The following is a 20,939-nucleotide window of genomic DNA, read 5'->3' as shown; positions in this document are numbered from 1 at the left end:
CATGGCCCTCCTGGTGCGCGACATGCGGGTGGAATCCGACGCAGTGGTCTCAGTGGGACTCGTTCGAGAGGACGGCGGGTTGTTGCCCGAATGGTCACCTGGGAGCCACGTCGACCTGGCGTTGCCGAACGGAATGGTTCGTCAGTACTCGCTCTGCGGTGCCTTGGAGGATAGGCGCCGGTGGCAGGTCGCTGTGCTTAAGGAGCCCATGAGTCGAGGTGGTTCGAAGTTTCTTCACGACCAGCTGCACCTGAGGGACCGGATCGAGGTCGCGGGACCCCGGAACAACTTCCAACTCGTCACCGCATCGGCGTACGTCTTCGTGGCTGGGGGCATCGGGATCACCCCCTTCCTGCCGATGATCCACGCGGTCGATGGGCAAGATCTGCCGTGGATGCTCTACTACGGTGGGCGCACCCGCGCGGGCATGGCGTTCGTCGACGAACTGGAGAGCCGGGGGGATCCAGTTCGCGTGTTGCCTCAGGACGAGCACGGGCTGCTTCCGCTGGAGGACATCCTGGGGGGTGCACCGGTTGGTGCGGCGGTGTACTGCTGTGGGCCTGAGCCACTCCTTGCAGCCATCGAAGAGGCCGCCACCGGTTGCTCGGGGGTGACCCTGCACCTTGAGCGGTTCAGCGCGAAGCCCCTGTCTGAAGGTGGTGAAGGCGCATTCGCCGTGACTCTCGAGCGATCCGGTCTGACGGTGGACGTCCCCGCTGACAAGTCGATCGTGGACGTGCTCGAAGACGCTGGTGTCACCGTCCAGCAGTCCTGTCTCGAGGGGGTGTGCGGGTCGTGCGAGACCAGGGTGCTCGGGGGTGTTCCCGACCACCGCGACTCGATTCTCAGTCCGCAGGAGCGTGCAACCGGGAAGTCGATGTTCATCTGCGTCTCCCGCTCATCCGGGGACCGCCTCGTCCTCGATCTGTGATCCCGCTCCACCCATTGCAACGAGAGGAAACTCCCATGACCCTGAAGATCCACTGGTTCCTGCCGACGGGTGGCGACGCGAGGCGCCTCGTCGACGACGGCGCCGGTCAGGCCAATGCCGGCAAGCAGCACCGCGGCTCCTACCGTGCTGCGACCCTCGACTATCTCGGCAGCGTGGCTTCGGCCGCCGATCAACTCGGCTACGAGAGCATTCTCACGCCGACCGGCTCGCAGTGCGAGGACGCATGGGTGAGCACCGCCTCGCTCCTGGCCCGAACTGAGAACCTCAAGTTCATGGTCGCCTTCCGTCCGAGCCAGCTCTCTCCAGTTCTGGCGGCCCAGATGGCGGCGACCTATCAGCTCATGTCTGGCAACCGGTTGGTCCTGAACATCGTGACCGGGTCAGCAGATGCCGAGGCCCACCGTTATGGCGACTGGTGGGACAAGGATCAGCGTTACGCGCAGACGGGCGAGTTCCTCGAGGTCATGCGACGCTCGTGGGAGGGCGAGCCCTTCGACTTCCAGGGTGAATACTTCAACGTCAAGGGCGCTGCCATTCGCAACGTGCCCGAGGTGCCACCCACCGTGTACTTCGGGGGTTCGTCCGAGCAGGCCGGCCGCGTGGCGGCGCGACACGTCGACGTCTATCTGACTTGGGGTGAACCTGTCGAAGCCGTGGCGGAGAAGATTGCCTGGATGCGGAGGCAGGCAGTCGAGGTCGGGCGAGAACTCAAGTTTGGGATCAGGTTCCAAGTGGTCGCCCGATCCACGACCGATGCGGCGTTCGAACAGGCCGAGAGCCTTCTGGAGGGTGTGACCGACGAGATGATCGCCAACGCCCAGACGGTCCTTCGTGGCCGGGGGTCGGTCGGGCAGCAGCGCCTGCTCGACCTGACCGGTGGCAACCGCGACAAGCTGCTCATCGCTCCGAACCTGTGGGCGGGGATCTCACTCGTTCGCGGAGGCGGTGGGACGGCCTTGGTCGGGAGCTACGCCGAGATTGCTGACCGAATGGAGGACTACATGGCTGTCGGCGTCGACGAGTTCATCCTCGGCGGATACCCGCACGTCGAGGAAGCCTACTGGTTTGCGGAGGGGGTTATGCCCGAGCTGCGCAAACGGGGACTGCTGAACTGATGGCCGCCGCGATCTCGGCGGGGGAACGCAAGCTCCTCCGTCTCGAAGCCCGCAACGCCGGGACCCCCATCGAACGCAAGCCGGAGTGGATCAAGACCACGGCCAAGATGGGGCCGGAGTACACCGCGCTGCAGAACCTCGTGAAGTCCGAGGGACTGCACACGGTCTGCCAGTCGGCCGGCTGCCCCAACATCTTCGAGTGCTGGGAGGACAAGGAAGCCACGTTTCTCATCGGCGGCGACCAGTGCACGCGGCGCTGCGACTTCTGTCAGATCGACACCGGCAAGCCGCAGCCCCTCGACCGCGACGAGCCGCGTCGCGTCGCGGAGTCGGTGCAGAAGATGGAGCTGCGCTACGCCACCATCACCGGTGTCGCGCGCGACGACCTGCCCGATGGCGGCGCCTGGTTGTACGCCGAGACCGTGCGCAAGATCCACGAGCTCAACCCGGGCACCGGGGTGGAGAACCTGATCCCGGACTTCAACGGCAAGCCCGATCTGCTGGCCGAGGTCTTCGAGTCCCGACCCGAGGTGCTGGCCCACAACGTGGAGACCGTGCCGCGGATCTTCAAGCGGATCCGCCCGGCCTTCCGCTACGACCGATCCCTCGACGTGCTGACCCAGGCCAGGGCGTTCGGCCTGGTCACCAAGTCCAACCTGATCCTGGGCATGGGTGAGACCCGCGAGGAGATCTCCCAGGCGCTGCGGGACCTGCACGAGGCCGGCACCGAGCTGATCACGATCACCCAGTACCTGCGCCCCTCAGCGCGGCACCACCCCGTCGAGCGGTGGGTCAAGCCGCAGGAGTTCGTCGAGATGGCGGCCGAGGCTGAGGAGATCGGGTTCTCGGGCGTACTGTCAGGCCCACTGGTCCGTTCGTCCTACCGCGCCGGACACCTGTACCGAAAGGCCCGGGCATTGCGGCCGAGCGACACATGTATCGGCCCTGCGATGCCGCTTCCGCGGGCTCGATGAGTTGTTCGTCGGGCGTACCCGCATCGGAGGACGAGCACGAGAGCGGCGCTGTTGCGCAGCCGGGTCGCCAGGTCCAGCAGTCTGCCAACTGGCACCGAATCAAGGTCGCGTTCGCCACCATCCCCAGTTCACCGCGAGTAAGCCCGCCAGGCATGAGGGTCTAGATGACAAACGAGCTCAGTGAGACGGCCTGCGGCTGTCCCATTCCTACCGCCTCGACCTTCCACTTGGGTCGCAATGCAGGTCTCGCCTACCGAGGTAGTCGAGAGTTGGCCCTGTCGGCCATTGAATTTCGAGTCCTCGCGACCGTGGTGCTCGCGAGAGGTCGGACGGTTGGCGCCGAGGAGCTGGTCGCAGGGGTGTACGGGGAGCACCGGGTCGGCAGCGAGCCCACCGCTCGTCGGTGGATCCGGGAGGTCAGGAGAAAGCTCGGGTCGCCCGACCCGGTGAGGACGGTCTTCTGCGGCGGATACGCATGGGACCCACTCTTCACCGTGTCCGTGTGCGATCGACCAACCTCGACGGTCGTCGACCTGGCTTTGGGTTGAAGCGTGTCCCAGCGAGGCACTAGTCCCTATTCGGCATCGATCGACCCTTCGGTGAGCAACCAGGAGTTCACGGGCTGGTGCCTGGACCGGAGGGTGCGCGTCCCCGAAATGTCCCCGCAGGGCCACATCCAGCCACCACTAGTCACGACGAAGAACGACGATTCACGCTCAGCCATGGGTCTCGATTCGAGCGCCAGGCGGGGAGAATCAGACTTGTAATGAGGATGTCGCGGGTTCGACTCCTGTCACCGGCTCTCGTGCTGGTCCCCGGTCTTCTACGACCAACCGTCATCGTGAGGTGAGACCCTCTTTCTCGCTGGTCAGAACAGGGCCTGAACGACACCACCTCACGGGACGTCACCGCCCGTCTCCCGCGACGTGTCCCCGATTTGTCCCCGCTCACTTCGCCATGTAGTCGCGCTCGCACGCAGCCACCATTCCCGCGTCACGTCTGGACACAGGCGTCACCCTCACGCAGACGGGTATTCGGTTGTGCGGCATGCCGGTGATCTCCCGCGCGGGGCGGACGAGAACTCGGTTGACGGTCGGTCGTTGTGAAAAGCACAAGAAGCTATCTCGTGATCCTTCCTGCGAGACAACTAGTGAGCGTCATCACACGCCCTACTGTGACGAAGCCGGTATCGCACCGGCTCGCTGCGACGGAAGGGAATCCAACATGAAGACGCGAGCTGCCGTTCTCACTGGTCCGGAGAAGCCGTTCGAGATCATGGAGCTGGAGCTCGACCCCCCGCGGGCATTCGAGGTTCGGCTGCGGATGGTTGCGGCCGGTCTGTGCCATTCCGATCTACACATGATCGACGGCGACCTGGCCGTGAGTTTCCCGGTCGTCGGGGGTCACGAGGCCGCGGGCATCGTGGAGGAGGTCGGGGAAGGAGTTACCAAGGTTTCCGTCGGTGATCATGTGGTTTGCTCCTACATCCCCAGCTGCGGTCACTGCCGCTACTGCTCGACGGGCCACCAGAACCTCTGCGACCAAGGTGCCACCATCCTCGCCGGCACCATGCCGGACGGAACCTACCGATTCCATTCCATCCCGGGCGCTGGGGAAGCACGGACCGACTATGGCGCGCTGTGCATGCTCGGAGCGTTCTCTGAGCACATCGTCATCTCAGAGCTATCAGTCGTGAAGGTGGACTCGTGGCTTCCGCTCGATAAGGCGGTCCTCGTCGGGTGCGGCGTTACCGCGGGATGGGGTACCGCGGTGCGCGCTGGGAACATCCGTCCTGGCGACACCACCGTCATCTACGGCGCCGGAGGGCTCGGTCAGAACGCCATCCAAGGTGCCAAGTTCGCCGGATCCCGGCACATCGTGGTCATCGATCCCGTCGAGTTCAAGCGCGATACGGCTCTGCAGTTCGGAGCCACCCACGTCTTCGCCGAGGCGAAGGAAGCCCACGAGGCAGTAGTCGAGATGACCTGGGGACAGGGTGCCGACCAAGCTTTGGTCATCGTGAGCAGCGTCGATGAAGAGGTCGTCCAGAACGCGTTCAACATCATCGGGAAAGGCGGCACGGTCGTCATGACCGCGATCGCCGATCCCGCGCTCCTCACCATCCACGTCTCCGGCTCGGACATGGTTTTCAACGAGAAGGTTATCCGCGGCTGCCAGTTTGGCTCATCCAACCCGCAGTACGACATCGTGAAGATGCTGCGCATGTACGACCAGGGACTTCTCAAGCTCGATGAGCTCATCACGCGTCGCTACACCCTCGACCAGATCAACGACGGCTACCAAGACCTGCGCGATGGCAAGAACATCCGCGGAATCATCGACTTCTCCCTCTGACCCGGCGCTCACCCTGCGCGTCTTGACGCGACATCTCGGGCTGTCCGTCTGAACCACCCCAGCCGTTCGGCGCACGTGCGTCGCTGCGCGCTATCCGGAAATCACCGAGAAAGAAGGCTGAACCATGCCCAAGCCCATCCGGTCGACCAGGTCGACCATGTCGCGGTGGCTCGCCCTGGGAACCGTTGTCATGTCCATGTCACTCGCTGCTGCGTGCGGTTCCGACGCAGAAGGCTCAGACACAGTCACAACCGGGGATGCCTCGCAGTTGGAGGCTTTCGAGGCGACTGTCAAGGCCGGCTTCGCAGCCAGCACCGCCGAGCAGACCTATAAGCCACCGACGACCGGCCCCAAGGGGGTGTCCGGAAAGTCGCTCTTCGTCATCACCTGTCCGATGGTCGCCGAGGGATGCAAGCGGATGGGGGAGGCCACCAAGCAGGCGGCCGGGGACCTCGGCTGGGACGTGACGATGATCGACGGCAAGGGTGATCCCAGTGTGGGCTCGTCGGCCGTAGAGCAGGCCATCGCTGCTGGGGCTGATGGATTGGCATTAGTGGCTGTGGACGCTGTCACCATCCAAGGCGCCCTCCAGAACGCCAAAGACAAGGGTCTGGCCGCTGTGTGTGCCTTCTGTGGGAACTCGGACGGCGAGACGGGTCTTTACGACGCCATCGTGCCCTCGGTGAAGTCCTTCGAGGATGACGGCTACGCCCTTGGCCAGGCGCTCTACACCTTGACCGACGGCCATGTTCACCAGCTGATGTTGACCGACCCCGAGTTTGTCGATGTGGTCGGCAGGCAGGATGGAAACCGCAGGTTCATCAAGGAGTGCCAGCAGGCCGGTGGCGACTGCAAGATCGTCGCAGAGCAGCAGTTCTTGGTGAGCGAGCTCGGCACCAACGTCCCGACGAAGGTGGCTGCGGCCGCACGTCAGAACCCGGACTTCAACATCCTCTGGGCTCCGTACGACGACGCACTCGTCTTCGCTCTCCAGGGACTGCAGCAAGCGGGGCTGGCCGACGGAAAGCGCTGGGGCGCCGGGTTCGACTCCAACACACCCTCGCTCGACCGCATTCGCGAGGACACGGACCAGAAGGCGAGCGTCGGGCTCCCGGGTGTGTGGGTCGGCTACGCGATGGTTGACAACCTCAACCGGCTCTTTGCAGGCGAGCAGCCAGTGGACCAGAACGTGCACACGAAGGTGCTGGTCAAGGAGAACGCCCCGGCGACTGGTCCCTGGGACGGAGACATCGACGTTCGTCCGCTGTACCACGAGCTATGGGGCGTCAACTGATTCTGTTCCCATCCAAGCCGTACGAGAGGAGGCACCTGATGCACGACGTGGCGCTAACCCTGCGCAATCTCGGCAAGACCTATGCCGGACAGGTCGCTCTGTCGGGTGTCTCCTTCGAGGTGCGCGCCGGTGAGGTGCACGCTCTCGTGGGGGAGAACGGCTGTGGCAAGTCGACCCTGATCAAGTCGCTATCCGGGTATCACACCTCCGATGCCGGGAGCGAGATCTGGGTGGGAGGGGAGCGGCTTCCCGACGGGCACGGCTCCCGGCAGGCCCGGGATGTGGGACTTGCGTTCGTCCACCAGGACCTCGGCCTCATCCCGAGTCTGACGGTTGTCGAGAACCTTGCGCTGGGGCGCGGGTTTCTGGCCGGGCGACCGTGGCGCATCAACTGGGCGGCGGAGTGCCGGCGAGCAAGCTCCTTGCTATCTGAGCTCGGCATCGATGTCGACCCGCGGACGCGCCTTGGGGACCTCTCCCAGGCCGACCGGACGCTGGTGGCCATCGCCCGAGGACTGAACGATGCCGGCTCGGGCGGCAGGGTGCTGGTCCTCGACGAGCCCACGGCCGCTCTGCCTGACGCCGAGGTCGAGCGCCTTTTCGCCTTCGTTCGTAGGCTTCAGGCGCGGGGACTGGGCATCATCTATGTCTCGCACCGGTTCGACGAGATCTTCGAACTCGCCCAGCGCGTCACGGTGCTGCGCGACGGCCGTCACGTCGGCACCTATGACGTAGCGGACCTCGACGAAAGAAGCCTTGTCACGACCATGATCGGCCGCCCGATGGACGAACTCGTTCCTCAGCCAGCCCGAAGGGTCACGTCCGAGACCGTCCTGAGAGCCGACGGACTCTGCGGGAGCCGGGTGGCTCAGATCTCTTTTGACCTGCGTCGCGGCGAGGTGCTCGGAATTGCGGGTCTCCTCGGCTCGGGCCGCAGCGAGTTGGGCCGTCTCATCGCCGGAACCCAGGTCAGGACCGGCGGTTCACTTGAGATCGAAGGGCGCCAGGTGACGTGGCGCCGGCCCCTCGATGCCATCCGTGCAGGGGTCGTTCTCGTCCCCGAGGACCGTCGGCGCGACGGCGGGATCCTGTCCATGGGGGTCGCCGCCAACATCACCCTCCCCGACGTGTGGTCGTTCTTCCGCCGTGGGCGTTTCCGTCACGGTCAAGAGCGACTAGAGGCGGAGAGACTGAGCGAGCTTTACGACATCAGGCCGCGGGACAGCGCCAAGCTCTTCGCACAGCTCTCAGGCGGAAATCAGCAGAAGGTCGTGCTCGCCAAGTGGATGCGGTTACGGCCACGGGTGATCGTCTTCGACGAGCCCGTCCAGGGCGTTGACGTCGGCGCCAAGGGACAGATCTACGCCGAGGTCGACCGCGCCGCCGCGGACGGCGCCGGAGTGCTGCTCATCGACTCCGACTTCGAGGACCTGGCACGGGTCTGCAGCCGAGTGCTTGTCCTGCGTAGCGGCCGAATCTGCGCGGAACTCACCGGCTCTGACCTCACCCGCGACCGGATCGCGGAGTACGTCTATCTCACCGACCAGGAAGCAGGTGTCGCATGACCAACGAGACGAGTCGCGGTGTGTTGACAGAGCCCGTGGACACGCATGCCCCTCCGGCGGCCACGCCGACGAATCGGGGTATTGCGAGCGGGTCGACGCGGGTACGGCGGGACCGAGCGGCCGCCTTGGCGCTTCCAGCGATCCTCGTGGGTCTGTGCCTGCTCTTCTCACTGCTCCGGCCAGACACTTTCGCCACGCTCGACAATGTCCGGGCGATTGTGCTCACCCAATCAGTGTTGGCGGTGCTCTCGATCGCGGTGTTGCTACCTCTGGTCATCGGGGAGTTCGACCTCTCGGTCGGAGCCAACCTCGGTCTCGGCGCGGTCATGGTGCCCGGTCTCATCTCGAAGCAGGGACTGGGCCTCGTGCCGGCGATCCTGTGCGGTGTGGCGATCTGCACCCTGGTCGGTGCCATCAACGGGTTCATGGTCGCGAAGGTCAAGATCGCAGCTTTCATCGCGACCTTGGGTATGGCGACCATCATCTCCGGTGTGGTCCTTTGGTATACCGACTCGACGGCGATCTACAGTGGCCTGCCGCCCGCGCTCACCGATATCGCTCGCAAGTCCGTGGTGGGTGTGCCACTGCCGGGCATCTACCTCGTGGTGATCGCCACGGCTGTTTGGTACGTCTTGGAGCACACTCCTGTAGGGCGGTACCTGTATGCCCTCGGGGGGTCACGCGATGCAGCGCGCCTCGCCGGACTAGGCGTTGATCGCCTGGTGCTGTCGACGTTCGCAGCCACCGGGTTCCTGTGCGGGATCGGAGGCGTCCTCCAAGCGGCGAGCCTGGGAGTAGGCAACCCCAATGTCGGCCCACCACTCCTGTTGCCCGCATTCGCGGCAGCGTTCCTCGGCGCCACGGCGATCAAGGTCGGGGTCTTCAACGTTTGGGGGACGCTGGTGGCCGTCTTCACGCTCGCGGTCGGGATCACGGGGCTGTCCCTCCTCGGTGTGCCTACCTTCATCGAGCCCCTGTTCAACGGCATCGCTCTCATCGTTGCGGTCACGGCGACGCGCTACCTGCGCCGAGACGTGTCCTGAGCACCTGTCCATCACCCACATCATTCGAAGGGAACTAGACATGACCATCAACGCAGCGACAACCGAGTTGGACCGACCGCGCTTCTTCATCGATGGGCAGTGGGCAACGCCCAACGGAAGTGAGAGCATTCCCAAGTTCGAGGCATCGACCGGACGCCTTCTCGGGACTGCGGCTCTCGGCAACGCTCACGACATCGACGCAGCTGTGCGAGCTGCGCGCCGCGCTTTTGACCTGGGGCCGTGGGGTCGAACGACGCCCGCTGAACGAGCCAAGGTGATGTTCCGCTTCGCCCAGGCGTTGAGAGCGCACGAGGGCGTCGCCAGTGATCTTGTCAGCCGCGAGAACGGGATGCCGATCACGCTGTCCCAGCCGTTCAATGACGTGGCACCCGCAGCCCTGCTCGACATGTACGCGAACATGGTGCTGACCGATCCTCTCGAAACGGTGCAGCCCAGCCCCTCAGGGGCGACGATCGTCCGACGCGAGCCTGTCGGAGTTGTCGGCGCCATCACACCGTGGAACTTTCCGATGTCCGTCGCGATGATGAAGATCGCGCCCGCCCTGGCGGCAGGCTGCACAGTGGTCCTCAAGCACGCGCCCGACACCGCCCTGGATTCCTACCTGATCGCCGAAGCCGCCGCCGAGGCCGGGTTGCCCGCCGGTGTGCTCAACATCGTGCTGGGTGATCGCGACGCCGGTGCAGCCCTCGTCTCGCACCCAGGCGTGGACAAGATCGCGTTCACCGGCTCGACCGCGGCTGGCCGCCTCATCGGAGCTGAGTGCGGCCGCCTGATCCGTCGCTGTTCACTCGAGCTTGGCGGCAAGTCGGCTGCCATCTTCTGCGAGGACGGGGACGTTGAGACCCTTCTGGCTGGGCTCTCCGGCTCATCCTTCATGAACAACGGCCAGACCTGTACCGCACAGATGCGCTTGTTGGCCCCGCGGTCACGCTACCGCGAAGTCGTAGACGCGGTGGCTGGGTACGCCGACAGCATGGTGGTAGGCGACCCGCTCGACCCGGCCACCACCCTCGGCCCGATGGCAACCGAGCACCACCTTGCTCGGGTGATGGGCTTCATCGACGACGCCCGCGACAACAGCGAGGCCCGGCTGGTTGCCGGCGGCGGCCGACCGAAAGGCCTTGACGACGGCTGGTTCGTCTCCGCCACGGTCTTCGCGGATGTGAAGCCGAGCGACCGTCTCTCCCGGGAGGAGGTCTTCGGCCCCGTCATGTCGATCACCCCGTACGACACCGAGGACGAAGCGGTCGAGATGGCCAACGACAGCAACTACGGTCTCGGCGGGTCACTCTGGACGGCGGACGAGCAGAAGGGCATCGACATGGCGCGCCGAATCAGGGCGGGCAACATCGGGGTCAACTACTGGATCCTCGACATGGACGCGCCCTTCGGCGGTTACAAGGACAGCGGGATCGGTCGCGAGCTCGGCCCCCAGGGTCTTGAGCACTACTTCGAATGGAAGTCGATCATGGCGAGCGCTGATCAGCTCTGAGCCGCCCGCGCCGTCCTGCCGCATCCCACCTCCAGGAAGTGAACATGCTGCACGTCCCCCCATCCGGGATCTGGCACCAGCTGGACCAGCTCGTCGCTCAAGACCCTGACCGACTCACCCTCACCTTCGGGACAGCGCCCGGGTGGTCCCGGGCTGCTCTCCGAACCGGAGCACTCGGGGTCGCTGCCGGGCTCGAGGCCGCGGGAGTGCGCCCCGGCGATCGGGTGCTCGTCATGGTGGGGAATCGGCCCGAGATCGTCCTGACCTGGCTGGCCTGTCTCCGGATCGGGGCGGTGTTGGTTCCGGTCAATACGAGCATGAGAGGAGACATCCTGCGACACATGGTGCAGGTCGCCGAGCCCTCGCTCGTCGTGGTCGAGAAGGGGCTGTGGCCGCAGCTCAGGCTTGAGCTTGCACAGACTTCCGCGTCCGACGCTCGCATCGTGCTGGTGGATGGTGTGGGCGACGAGGATGGGAACAACGTCACGGGGTGGCCGAGTCTCAACCGACCCATCACGACGACCTCGCACGAGCTCACACCCTCCCAGCCCGCCGCGATCCTCTTCACCTCCGGGACCACCGGCCCCTCCAAAGGCGTCGTGTGGACCGAGCGCGCAGTGCTCTCGCTCGCGCGTGGTGCGCACCTGGTTGCGGAGTACAACGACGACGACATCGTCTACGTGACGCTGCCGCTCTTCCATGCCAATGGGCTGTTCGTCACGTTGCTGCCAGCCTTGATGGTGGGCGCACACACCATCGTCGATGAGCGCTTCAGTGCTTCAGCATTCTGGCACCGCGTCCGCCACACCGGGGCGACGGTGACCAGCATGCTGGGCATCATGGCCCCGGTGCTGGTCGGCCGCCCAAGTCAGGGAGACGACCGGGACCATGCACTCAGCCGAGCCTTGGTCGTTCCGGCGCCATTGGACCCCGAAACGTTCACAGCGCGATTCGGTGCGAAGGTGCGGACGTTCTACGCGCTCACCGACGTCGGTATGCCGATCGGGGTCGTTGCTGGTGAACCGTTCCCACCCGGCTCGTGCGGTCGAGCCTTGCCCGACTGGGAGTGCCAGGTCGTCGACGAGCACGACGAGCCCGTGTCACCGGGCGTCCAGGGGGAGCTGGTGGTGCGCCCACGAAGCCCGTGGACAACGTCACTGGGCTACTGGGGCAATCCAGACGCGACAGTCGCTGCTTGGCAGAACCTTTGGTTGCACACAGCGGACCTCGTGGTCCAGGACCGAGAGGGTTGGTTCTACTTCCGTGACCGCAGCAAAGACGCGATTCGAAGGTCAGGAGAGAATGTTTCGTCGTTCGAGGTGGAGGCCGTGCTCGAAGCACACCCCAACGTCGGTGAGGCAGCTGTGTTTGCGGTGGCGTCCGCCCTTGCCGAGGACGAGGTGATGGCGTGCGTCGTGGCCGCCGACGGCGCTGCGATCGACGTGGATGCTCTGGCTCGGCACTGCCGACAGCGATTGCCCTACTTCGCGGTGCCACGTTATCTGGAGGTGCGGGACCACTTGCCCCGCACGTCCTCGCAGAAGGTACTTAAGGCGGAGTTGCGTGCTGCGGGAGTAACTGCGGCAACGGTCGACCTGGGCCGCGCGCTTCGGACAGACATCGTCGTTGAGATCGACGGGGTGGCGGGATGACCGGGCCGCTGTCCGGTTTGAAGGTTCTCGAACTGGGGGGTCTGGGGGCCGTCCCGTTTGCGGGGATGATGCTCGCCGACCTCGGCGCGGACGTACTGGTGGCGGACCGTCCGGGGACCCCCGCCGCGGTCCGCGACGACCCGCTTCGGCGCGGCAAGGTGGCCTCGGAGTTGGACTTGAAGTCGCCAGGAGGCCGTGACCACGTCCTCGCGCTCGTGCGTGGGCACGACATTCTGCTCGAAGGTTTTCGCCCGGGAGTGACCGAGCGCATGGGCCTGGGACCGAAGGACTGTCATGCCGTGGCGCCAGCCCTCGTCTACGGCCGGATGACTGGTTACGGACAGGTCGGCCCACTTGCTGCTGTGGCAGGGCATGACATCAACTTCATCTCCATGGCTGGAGTCTTGGCTCACGTCGGTTCGGTGGACAGGCCCCCGACGCTTCCTCTCAACCTGATCGCTGACTACGCCGGCGGCGGGATGCTCCTCGCATTCGGGGTGCTGGCTGCCCTGCGCCGTTCGGCGGCCACGGGGAAAGGAGACGTGGTGGACGCGGCGATGGTCGATGGCGCCTCGCTGCTGATGACGCCGTTCCACGCCATGGTTGCGCGCGGTGAGTGGAGCCTGGCGCGAGGCACGAACGCTTGGGACGGCGGCGCCCCGTACGTCCAGGTGTACGAGACAAAGGACCACCGGTACATCTCAGTGGGGGCCGTCGAGGCGCACTTCTACGCCGCGCTTGTGAGCACGTTGGGGATGACCGAGCAAGAGGCCTACCCTCAAGAGGACTCAGGTGCGTGGCCCGCGAGGTCTGCTCGCATGGCGGCGATCTTCGGCACCCGCACCCGTGATGAGTGGGTGTCGGCCTTCGACGGTATCGATGCCTGCATGACCCCCGTCCTAGACCTGCTCGAGGCATCCGCACATGCGCACGCCAGGGCCAGGACCGCGTTCGTGGAACGCGACGGGATAGTGCTTCCAGCGTCGGCCCCTCGTTTCTTGTCCGATGTGGATACCCCCGCGGACCCAGCTAGGGCGTGACGGGCTTCCCAAGTCGGGGTGGTGTGACTACATTCACAAAGCACGACTCGGCGGACGCCAGACTGGTTCGGTTCCGACTCGGGGAGTACGGGAAGGTGGCACAACGTGAAGGGCAGTTACGCGGCTGCTGGTGCGACCGAGCAGCACGACACCAGGGAGGATCTCGGCCTCGCCGAGGTGGCGCGTCTACTCACCGAACACTCTGAGGACCTCGTGGGGCGTCAGGTGACCGCACTGCGCGAGCGGTTCGTCGTCTACAGGCAGGACACCAAGCTCATCCCGGACGAGTCGCTCATGCCCTCGGCGTTGCGCAACGTCAGGCGAGCGGCAAAGACCATGGTCGATGGCAAGGCCCCCAGTCCCGATGAGGTAGATGAGGCGTGGGTCGGGCGCGAGCGCGCTGAGCAAGGCATGGCCGTTGGCGAGATGATGGATGGCTACCGGCTGTGTCACAGTGTCATCCGCGATGGGTGCTTGGAGTTGGGCGGTGCCGAAGCCGTTGCTCCAGCCACCATGCTCAAGGCCACCAAGCTCCTCTGGGAGACCGCTGATGCCTGTTCCTCTCAGATCTTCCTGGTGCGTCGCGCGTTCGAACTGACGCGGGAGAGATTTGACGAGGAACGCAAGCTGCACCTGGTGCGTGGTCTCCTCCGCGGGTCGGTCGATGCCGGTCAGCGCCGTGAGTTCGCCGCGTCGTTCGGACTGGACCCGGATGGCGCCTACATCGCGCTGCGGGGCATGCCGCTCGGTGACACCACCACGGAGGCCTTGCGTCGCCGCCTCGAGTCATCGAGCCGGAACAACGGCCGATCGGGACTCGTGGTCATTGACGATGGTGTCGTGCTCGGCATCGTCCCTCGGCCTCCGCGACTCGGAGACGTGACGGGTGTTGTCGGAGTGAGTCATCCCGGGCCGTTTGCCCAGGTCGCAGCTTCGTATCAGAGCGCGAGCCAGATGAGCCACGCAGCCGAACGGTTCGGTCTTGTTGGGGTCTTCGGGCCAGACGACCTGGGCCTGCGGGTCGCGATTGCAAGCGAGCCCGGGATCGCTGGGCGTATGGTCGAGCGCTACTTCGGGCCCCTCAGAGCCGGGAGTCACGTGGGAGCTCAGATCGAGGAGACCGTCCGCGCCTTTCTCGCCCACGACCGCAACCCGGCTCGAACCGCACGGCTGCTGGGGATCCACCCGAATACGCTGCGCTACCGACTGCGTCGATTCGAGCAGCTCGTCGGCGTGGATCTCGACAGTCCGCGCTGCCTGGCTGAACTCTGGTGGGCGATCGAAGCCGGTGCCCTTGTCGACGCTCCCACGAGTCCGCACGACGCGCAGCGCGACTGACTGGCCCCTGGCCCTTGGCGCGCCGGACTCGGTCCGTCGGTGGTTGTGAAAACGACAACTTTCGAGCATGGGGATCTGCCAGCAGGACAACGAGCAGACCTCCCTACTGGACCTAGCGTGGCGAGCGCTGAGTCACTCATACCTCGGCCCCGCTCGTCGCGGGTGAGCGAATGATAGGGAGCCATGCCCGCACACATCATGGGGGTCTCGATGACCGAGTTCGGTCGTCATCCATCCACCTCGGTCAAGCAGCTGGTCGAGGAGGTGGTGACCGGCGTGCTCAAGGACGCGGGACTCACCCTGGACGCGATCCGGGCCACCTTCTTCTCCTGCACCATGCAGGGCGCCCTCGAGGGGCAGCACGCGGTCGCCGGTCAGATTGCCCTGCGTCCGCTCGGTCTTCAGGAGTGGCCGGTGTTCAACGTGGAGAACGCATGCGCGAGTGGCGACACGGCCCTGATGCTGGCGGACGCCCACGTCCGTGCCGGGCTGGCCGACGTCGTCCTCGTCGTCGGAGTCGAGCGAATGACGGCCAACAAGCCTGGAGCGCTCGAGTGGTTCAACGGTGCCTGGGACGTCACTGCTGTCGACGCCACCATGGCTGGGCTGACCGCGCTCGGAACAGGTGTGGCCACTCCCACAGATGTCCGCGAGCCCGCCCCGGAGCAGAAGAGCCTGTTCATGGACGTCTACGGCGCACTGGCAAAGTCCCACATGCGCGAGTACGGACTCACCGCCCGACAATTGGCCGCCGTTGCTGCCAAGGACCACCAACACAGCGTCCACAACCCCAAGGCCCAGTACCAGCGGGCGTTCTCCATCGAGGAGGTGCTTGCCGCGCCAACCATCTCGTGGCCAATCACACTTCCGATGTGCGCGCCAATGACCGACGGCGCGGCTGCGGTGCTCATCTGCAGCGACGAAGTTCTGGGGAGCATGGACGCACGCCGGGCGGTACCGATCCGCGCGATCGAGTTGGGCAGCGGATCCGACCGCGACCCGCTCGACCTGAATGGGCACCTGACAGTGAAGACCGCTGCGCGTGCTTATGCAAGAGCAGGCATTGGGCCGGAGGACATCGATGTTGCCGAGGTGCATGACGCAACGAGCTTCGGCGAGGTGCTGCAGACCGAGAACCTGGGCCTGGTGCCGCGCGGCGAGGGAGGGGTCGCGGCTGAGCGGGGTGACACGGCGATCGGAGGCCGCATACCGGTGAACCTGTCGGGTGGGTTGGTCTCCAAGGGCCACCCCATCGCAGCGACGGGGCTCGCGAAGACCTACGAACTGGTCCGACAGTTGCGGGGGGAGGCCGGTCCAATGCAGGTAGAGGGTGCCCGCTGGTCGATCAGCCAAGGTGGCGGTGGCTTCTACGGAATCGAGGACGCTTCGACGTGCGTCACGATCCTTGGCGGACGGTGATGACGGTGACCCAGCCAAAGCACGACCTGCTGTATCTGGGCGGAGAGTGGCGCGCCCCCCACGGCCACGAAGCAATCGAGGTCGTCAACGCTGCGACAGAGCTGGCGATGAGTGCTGTACCCGCTGGCGATGAAGCTGATGTGGACGCGGCTGTCTCCGCCGCCGCGGAGGCGTTTCCGACCTGGTCCGAGACATCACCGCAGCAGCGAGCCGCCCTGCTGCGCGCGCTGGCCGGGGTGCTCGAAAGGCACAACGAAGCGCTCGCTCAATCCATCACGGATGAGGTGGGAACGCCGATACGGACCAGCCAGCGGATCCAGGCAGTCTTGCCGGTGACGGTGCTCAACGCATACGCCGACCAGCTCGAGCAGGGGCGCCCCGAGGAGAAGATCGGGAACACGATGGTCCTGCGCGAACCGGTGGGAGTGGTCGCGGCAATCACGCCTTGGAACTACCCGCTGCACCAGGTGGTGGCGAAACTGGCGCCCGCGTTGGCGGCAGGGTGCACCCTGGTTCTCAAGCCGAGCGAGGTGGCGCCGCTCACGGCGTGGATGTTGGCCGAGGCGGTTGACGAGGTTGGGCTACCTGCCGGCGTGTTCAACCTGGTGAGTGGGACCGGGCCGGTGGTCGGAGAGGCCTTGTCGCGGCACCCCCGGGTGGATGCTGTCTCGTTCACCGGGTCGATGCGGGCCGGGACCCGGGTGGCCGCGCTGGCGGCGGAGACTGTCAAGAGGGTCACGCTCGAGCTCGGCGGGAAGTCGGCGAACGTCGTTCTCGACGACGCCGACCTGAGCCTCGCCGTGAAGGTCGGCATCGCCAACGCCTTCCTCAACAATGGCCAGACCTGCGCGGCCTGGACCCGACTGTTGGTGCCCCGTTCGCGGCACGCCGAGGCCTGCGCCCTCGCACGGACCTACGCCGAGGCCTTCTCCCCGGGCGACCCACGTGACGCCCGGACAAGGCTCGGTCCGCTCGCCAGCCGCATGCAGCGAGACATCGTCCGGTCGTACATCGCAGCCGGAGTCGACGACGGTGCCGAGCTGATCACAGGTGGCGCCGAGCAGCCCGAGGGTCTCGACTGCGGTTTCTACGTCCGGCCGACCGTGTTCGGGTCGGTCGACCCAGCGGCCCGAATCGCCCAGGAGGAGATCTTCGGGCCGGTTCTCAGCATCATCGCGCACGACGGCGACGACGACGCAGTGCGGATCGCCAACGACTCCGACTACGGCCTGCACGGCGCGGTCTGGTCCGCCGACCAGAACCGCGCCTTCGCCGTGGCCCGCCGGATGCGCACCGGCACCGTCGACATCAACGGTGCGGCGTACAACCCGCTTGCACCGTTCGGTGGCTACAAGCGCTCCGGCCTCGGCCGGGAGATGGGGCCTTACGGACTCGAGGACTACCTCGAGCTCAAATCCATCCAGATCTGAGAGGAACCGGAACTGTGGTCAAAGCAATGGTCGCCTTCGCCGTCGACACCCCACCCGATTTGGTCGACGTTGTACTGCCGGACCTCGGCCCTAGAGACGTGCGGGTCGAGATACGCGCAGCCGGGGTGTGCCACTCCGACCTGTCGATGGTCAACGGGACCATCGTGCCCGAGTTTCCTCTCGTCCTGGGACACGAGGCCTCCGGCCTGGTTGCTGCGGTCGGTAGCGAGGTATCGGACCTGTCGGTCGGCATGCCCGTCGTGCTCAACTGGGCTGCCCCGTGCCGCACCTGTTGGTTCTGCCTGCATTCCCAGCCGTGGCTGTGTCGCCGGGTGGAAGGGGTCGTCAGCCGGCCCTCAGGGACGCTGGCGGACGGAACCCCGCTGCACGTGTCTCTGGGCGTCGGTGCGTTCGCCGAGGAAGCAATTGTGCACAGAGACGGTGTGGTGCCATTGCCCGACGGGATCGGATTGGACGTCGGAGCCGTGATGGGCTGCGCGGTCCTCACCGGCGCCGGAGCAGTCCGCAACACCGCGTCGGTTCGCACCGGCGACCACGTCCTGGTCGTCGGACTTGGTGGAATAGGGCTGTCGGCTGTCGCCGCGGCCTCAGTGGCCGGGGCAGACCGGATCATCGCGGTCGACGTCAGCGCGACGAAGGAGGAAGTCGCCCGCGCCATGGGTGCCACGGACTTCCTGCTGTACGACGAGACGCTGGCCCGGTCCGTGCGGGCGCTGACCGAGAGGCGCGGCGTCGACCACGCCTTTGAGTGTGTCGGCAAGCCAGCGACGATCCGAGCGGCCTGGTCGTCAACGCGTCGAGGTGGTCAATGCACTGTCGTCGGAGTTGGCCGCACCACTGATGAGGTGACGTTCTCTGCCATGGAGCTTTACCACTACGCCCGGACTCTCACCAGCTCGGTCTTCGGGTCCAGCGACCCTGAGCGGGACGTACCAGTGCTCGCCTCGCTCGTTCGCGCTGGGCGGCTTGACCTGAGCCCCTTGATCACACACCGTGAGGGGCTCGCCGACCTTGGCGCAGCGTTTGAGCGGATGAAACAGGGCGACGGGGTCCGCACCATCATCGAGATCGGGTGACCCGAGGATGAGCTATGAGCTGAACGCCGAGGAGACCGAGATCGTCGGGCTCGTCAGGGAATGGGTGAACCGCGAGGTCAAGCCCGTAGTGCACGAGTTGGAGCATGCCAACGTCTACCCGGAGGCGCTCATCGAGCAGATGAAGCAATTGGGGATGTTCGGGCTGGCGGTGCCTGAGCCGTGGCACGACGCGGGGGTGACGGCCTCTTGCTACGCAGCGGTGACCGAGGAGGTCGCTCGAGGCTGGATGAGCCTGGCAGGCGCCATGGGTGGACACAGCGTGGTCGCCAAACTGCTCGTTGGCTTTGGGACCGACGAGCAGCAGGAGCGCTATCTGCCGCGCATGGCCACCGGCGAAATCCGCGCCACGATGGCACTGACTGAGCCCGGGGGAGGCAGTGACTTGCAAGCCCTGCGCACCGCAGCCCGGGTGGACGGGGAGGACTACCTCGTCAACGGAGCCAAGACCTGGATCACCAACGCCCGGCACTCTCATCTGGTCGCACTGTTGTGTCGCACCGATTCCGCAGCGACGCCGGCCCATCGCGGGATCAGCATCCTCCTGGTCGAACCCGGTCCCGGTTTCGAGATCTCCAGGGATCTGCCCAAGCTGGGGTACAAAGGCGTGGAGAGTTGCGAGCTATTCTTTGACGACTTCCGGGTGCCTCGCTCCACCCTGTTGGGCAAGGACGAGGGGCACGGCTTCGCGCAGATGATGCGCGGTCTCGAGATCGGCAGGATCCAAGTTGCCTCGCGCGCGCTTGGTGTGGCCCGGGCCGCACTCGAGGACTCCTTGCGATACGCCCAGGAGCGCGAATCGTTCGGAAAGCCGATCTGGCAGCACCAATCGATCGGCAACCTCCTTGCTGACATGGCTACCCAACTGACTGCCGCCCGCCAACTGGTGCAATACGCGGCCCGTCGATACGACTCCGGGGAGCGCGCCGATCTGGAGGCGGGCATGGCCAAGTTGTTCGCGTCGGAGACCGCGATGAAGGTGGCACTGGACGCGGTCCGCGTCCACGGAGGCTACGGCTACTCCACCGAGTTCGACGTGGAGCGATACTTCCGGGATGCGCCATTGATGATCGTCGGCGAGGGCACCAACGAGATTCAGCGCAACGTGATCGCACGCGGGCTGGTCGAGCGCTCCCGCCTCGGCGACCGCACATGACAAAGCCGTGGGGGGCCTCGCTGTCCTGGCTGTTCGTCCCCGGAGATCGGCCCGACCGTTACGCCAAGGCGGTCGCCTCTGGCGCGCACCAGGTCATCATCGACCTCGAGGACGCCGTCGCCGTGCCGGAGAAGGAGGCCGCGCGCCACGAGGTGGTGACCTGGCTGCTGGCGTCCGGCGCCGCTTGGGTGCGGGTGAACGCCGTGGGCACGGCTTGGCATGCCGCGGATCTCGATGCAGTGCTCGACCTGCCGGGGCTCCGCGGGCTGGTGCTACCCAAGGCGACCGCGTCGAGCGTGGCAGAGGCGGCCGATCGCAGTCGGCACGGGGTGCCGATCCTTGCCCTGGTGGAGACGGCAGTCGGCATCGTCGACGTGTCCACGACCGCCGCGCACCCGGACGTCGTCGCATTGGCGTTCGGTGCGGTCGACCTGGCCGCCGATCTCGAGGTCGAGGAGACCGGGGACGCGTTGCTGTACGGCCGTTCGCGAGTCGTGCTCGCTGCGCGCGCGAGCGGTCTTCCAGCACCGATCGACGGGGTGACCCTCGATGTCCGCGACCCGGCCACGACCGCCGCGTCCGCTCGTCGAGCTGTCGGGCTGGGGTTCGGCGGGAAGCTGTGCGTGCACCCATTGCAAGTACCGGTCGTGCACGACGCGTTCGCGCCCACGCCAGAGCAACTCCGATGGGCCACACGTGTGGCAGAGGCGATTGGTGGCTTGAACACAGGAGGCGGGGAGGTCCCCTCGGGAACTTGGGTGGTGGACGGCCAGTTCGTGGACCGCCCCGTGCTGCTGCGCGTCCAGCGCCTGCTCACTTTGGCCGAGGCGTCGGTTTGACGACCGCAGTGGAGCGTCACGACGTCGTGACTGCCGGACCTGCCCTGGCCCTCAGCGGCCTTCTCGGTGTCGATACGCCCGACCTCGACGCAGGTCTGCCGCTCTTGTGGCACTGGCTCTATTGCCTCGAGCGACCGGC

The 20,939-nt window shown here is 65.9% G+C and carries 17 protein-coding genes; all 17 read left to right on the top strand.

Going from position 1 to position 20,939, the window contains the following annotated elements:
* The first annotated feature begins 1 nt into the window (after position 1).
* The 17 genes from AB7I40_RS14130 (at position 2) to AB7I40_RS14050 (ending at position 20,800) form a co-directional block, all read left to right on the top strand.
* Entirely contained in the window at positions 2–931 is a 930-nt protein-coding gene (locus AB7I40_RS14130; protein ID WP_428348051.1) for a PDR/VanB family oxidoreductase, read from the top strand.
* A 35-nt stretch (positions 932–966) separates the two neighbouring features.
* The gene (locus tag AB7I40_RS14125) at positions 967–2,067 is read left to right on the top strand and encodes an LLM class flavin-dependent oxidoreductase (protein ID WP_428348050.1); all 1,101 of its coding nucleotides are present in this window, start codon (positions 967–969) and stop codon (positions 2,065–2,067) included.
* The gene (gene lipA / locus AB7I40_RS14120; RefSeq protein WP_428348049.1) at positions 2,067–3,041 is read left to right on the top strand and encodes a lipoyl synthase; all 975 of its coding nucleotides are present in this window, start codon (positions 2,067–2,069) and stop codon (positions 3,039–3,041) included. The genes AB7I40_RS14125 and lipA overlap by 1 nt, the downstream gene beginning before the upstream one ends.
* Positions 3,042–3,205: 164 nt before the next feature.
* Positions 3,206–3,589 carry a helix-turn-helix domain-containing protein gene (locus AB7I40_RS14115; protein WP_428348048.1) on the top strand — a complete coding sequence of 128 codons (384 nt, stop codon included), beginning with the start codon at positions 3,206–3,208 and terminating at the stop codon, positions 3,587–3,589.
* A 499-nt stretch (positions 3,590–4,088) separates the two neighbouring features.
* Positions 4,089–5,396, top strand: a complete 1,308-nt coding sequence (locus AB7I40_RS14110) for an NDMA-dependent alcohol dehydrogenase (RefSeq protein WP_428348047.1) — start codon at positions 4,089–4,091, stop codon at positions 5,394–5,396.
* 268 nt (positions 5,397–5,664) lie between these two features.
* Entirely contained in the window at positions 5,665–6,690 is a 1,026-nt protein-coding gene (locus AB7I40_RS14105) for a sugar ABC transporter substrate-binding protein (protein WP_428348046.1), read from the top strand.
* A gap of 38 nt (positions 6,691–6,728) precedes the next feature.
* Positions 6,729–8,255 (top strand): sugar ABC transporter ATP-binding protein, encoded by a 1,527-nt coding sequence (locus AB7I40_RS14100; RefSeq protein ID WP_428348045.1) that lies wholly within the window; start codon positions 6,729–6,731, stop codon positions 8,253–8,255.
* A complete protein-coding gene (locus AB7I40_RS14095) occupies positions 8,252–9,298 on the top strand; it encodes an ABC transporter permease (protein WP_428348044.1) in 1,047 nt (348 codons plus the stop codon). Before AB7I40_RS14100 ends, AB7I40_RS14095 begins: the two co-directional genes overlap by 4 nt.
* A 40-nt stretch (positions 9,299–9,338) precedes the next feature.
* Complete coding sequence (locus tag AB7I40_RS14090) at positions 9,339–10,811, top strand: aldehyde dehydrogenase (RefSeq protein WP_428348043.1); 1,473 nt, start codon at positions 9,339–9,341, stop codon at positions 10,809–10,811.
* Positions 10,812–10,855: 44 nt separating this feature from the next.
* Positions 10,856–12,463 (top strand): AMP-binding protein, encoded by a 1,608-nt coding sequence (locus AB7I40_RS14085; RefSeq protein ID WP_428348042.1) that lies wholly within the window; start codon positions 10,856–10,858, stop codon positions 12,461–12,463.
* A complete protein-coding gene (locus AB7I40_RS14080; protein ID WP_428348041.1) occupies positions 12,460–13,503 on the top strand; it encodes a CaiB/BaiF CoA transferase family protein in 1,044 nt (347 codons plus the stop codon). Before AB7I40_RS14085 ends, AB7I40_RS14080 begins: the two co-directional genes overlap by 4 nt.
* A gap of 105 nt (positions 13,504–13,608) precedes the next feature.
* Positions 13,609–14,841, top strand: a complete 1,233-nt coding sequence (locus AB7I40_RS14075) for a PucR family transcriptional regulator (RefSeq protein ID WP_428348040.1) — start codon at positions 13,609–13,611, stop codon at positions 14,839–14,841.
* Between the two features lie 183 nt (positions 14,842–15,024).
* Positions 15,025–16,260: a thiolase family protein gene (locus AB7I40_RS14070; RefSeq protein ID WP_428348039.1), complete on the top strand. Its 1,236-nt coding sequence runs from the start codon at positions 15,025–15,027 to the stop codon at positions 16,258–16,260.
* A gap of 5 nt (positions 16,261–16,265) precedes the next feature.
* Complete coding sequence (locus tag AB7I40_RS14065; protein WP_428348038.1) at positions 16,266–17,690, top strand: aldehyde dehydrogenase family protein; 1,425 nt, start codon at positions 16,266–16,268, stop codon at positions 17,688–17,690.
* A 98-nt stretch (positions 17,691–17,788) separates the two neighbouring features.
* On the top strand, positions 17,789–18,787 hold the full coding sequence (locus AB7I40_RS14060) for a zinc-binding dehydrogenase (protein WP_428348037.1): 999 nt from the start codon (positions 17,789–17,791) through the stop codon (positions 18,785–18,787).
* Between the two features lie 7 nt (positions 18,788–18,794).
* Entirely contained in the window at positions 18,795–19,961 is a 1,167-nt protein-coding gene (locus AB7I40_RS14055) for an acyl-CoA dehydrogenase family protein (RefSeq protein WP_428348036.1), read from the top strand.
* Positions 19,958–20,800: an HpcH/HpaI aldolase/citrate lyase family protein gene (locus AB7I40_RS14050; RefSeq protein WP_428348035.1), complete on the top strand. Its 843-nt coding sequence runs from the start codon at positions 19,958–19,960 to the stop codon at positions 20,798–20,800. Before AB7I40_RS14055 ends, AB7I40_RS14050 begins: the two co-directional genes overlap by 4 nt.
* Positions 20,801–20,939: the final 139 nt, after the last annotated feature.

This window comes from Nocardioides sp. (assembly GCF_050246775.1).
In the GTDB taxonomy this organism is placed as follows: Bacteria; Actinomycetota; Actinomycetes; order Propionibacteriales; family Nocardioidaceae; genus Nocardioides.
This window is presented reverse-complemented; position numbering and strand designations above follow the sequence as displayed.

What these genes read in the sequence shown, in the direction of transcription:
- AB7I40_RS14130 (WP_428348051.1), top strand. Translation starts at nt 2, where the DNA reads ATGGCCCTCCTGGTGCGCGACATGCGGGTGGAATCCGACGCAGTGGTC.
- AB7I40_RS14125 (WP_428348050.1), top strand. Translation starts at nt 967, where the DNA reads ATGACCCTGAAGATCCACTGGTTCCTGCCGACGGGTGGCGACGCGAGG.
- lipA (WP_428348049.1), top strand. Translation starts at nt 2,067, where the DNA reads ATGGCCGCCGCGATCTCGGCGGGGGAACGCAAGCTCCTCCGTCTCGAA.
- AB7I40_RS14115 (WP_428348048.1), top strand. Translation starts at nt 3,206, where the DNA reads ATGACAAACGAGCTCAGTGAGACGGCCTGCGGCTGTCCCATTCCTACC.
- AB7I40_RS14110 (WP_428348047.1), top strand. Translation starts at nt 4,089, where the DNA reads ATGCCGGTGATCTCCCGCGCGGGGCGGACGAGAACTCGGTTGACGGTC.
- AB7I40_RS14100 (WP_428348045.1), top strand. Translation starts at nt 6,729, where the DNA reads ATGCACGACGTGGCGCTAACCCTGCGCAATCTCGGCAAGACCTATGCC.
- AB7I40_RS14095 (WP_428348044.1), top strand. Translation starts at nt 8,252, where the DNA reads ATGACCAACGAGACGAGTCGCGGTGTGTTGACAGAGCCCGTGGACACG.
- AB7I40_RS14090 (WP_428348043.1), top strand. Translation starts at nt 9,339, where the DNA reads ATGACCATCAACGCAGCGACAACCGAGTTGGACCGACCGCGCTTCTTC.
- AB7I40_RS14085 (WP_428348042.1), top strand. Translation starts at nt 10,856, where the DNA reads ATGCTGCACGTCCCCCCATCCGGGATCTGGCACCAGCTGGACCAGCTC.
- AB7I40_RS14080 (WP_428348041.1), top strand. Translation starts at nt 12,460, where the DNA reads ATGACCGGGCCGCTGTCCGGTTTGAAGGTTCTCGAACTGGGGGGTCTG.
- AB7I40_RS14070 (WP_428348039.1), top strand. Translation starts at nt 15,025, where the DNA reads ATGCCCGCACACATCATGGGGGTCTCGATGACCGAGTTCGGTCGTCAT.
- AB7I40_RS14055 (WP_428348036.1), top strand. Translation starts at nt 18,795, where the DNA reads ATGAGCTATGAGCTGAACGCCGAGGAGACCGAGATCGTCGGGCTCGTC.
- AB7I40_RS14050 (WP_428348035.1), top strand. Translation starts at nt 19,958, where the DNA reads ATGACAAAGCCGTGGGGGGCCTCGCTGTCCTGGCTGTTCGTCCCCGGA.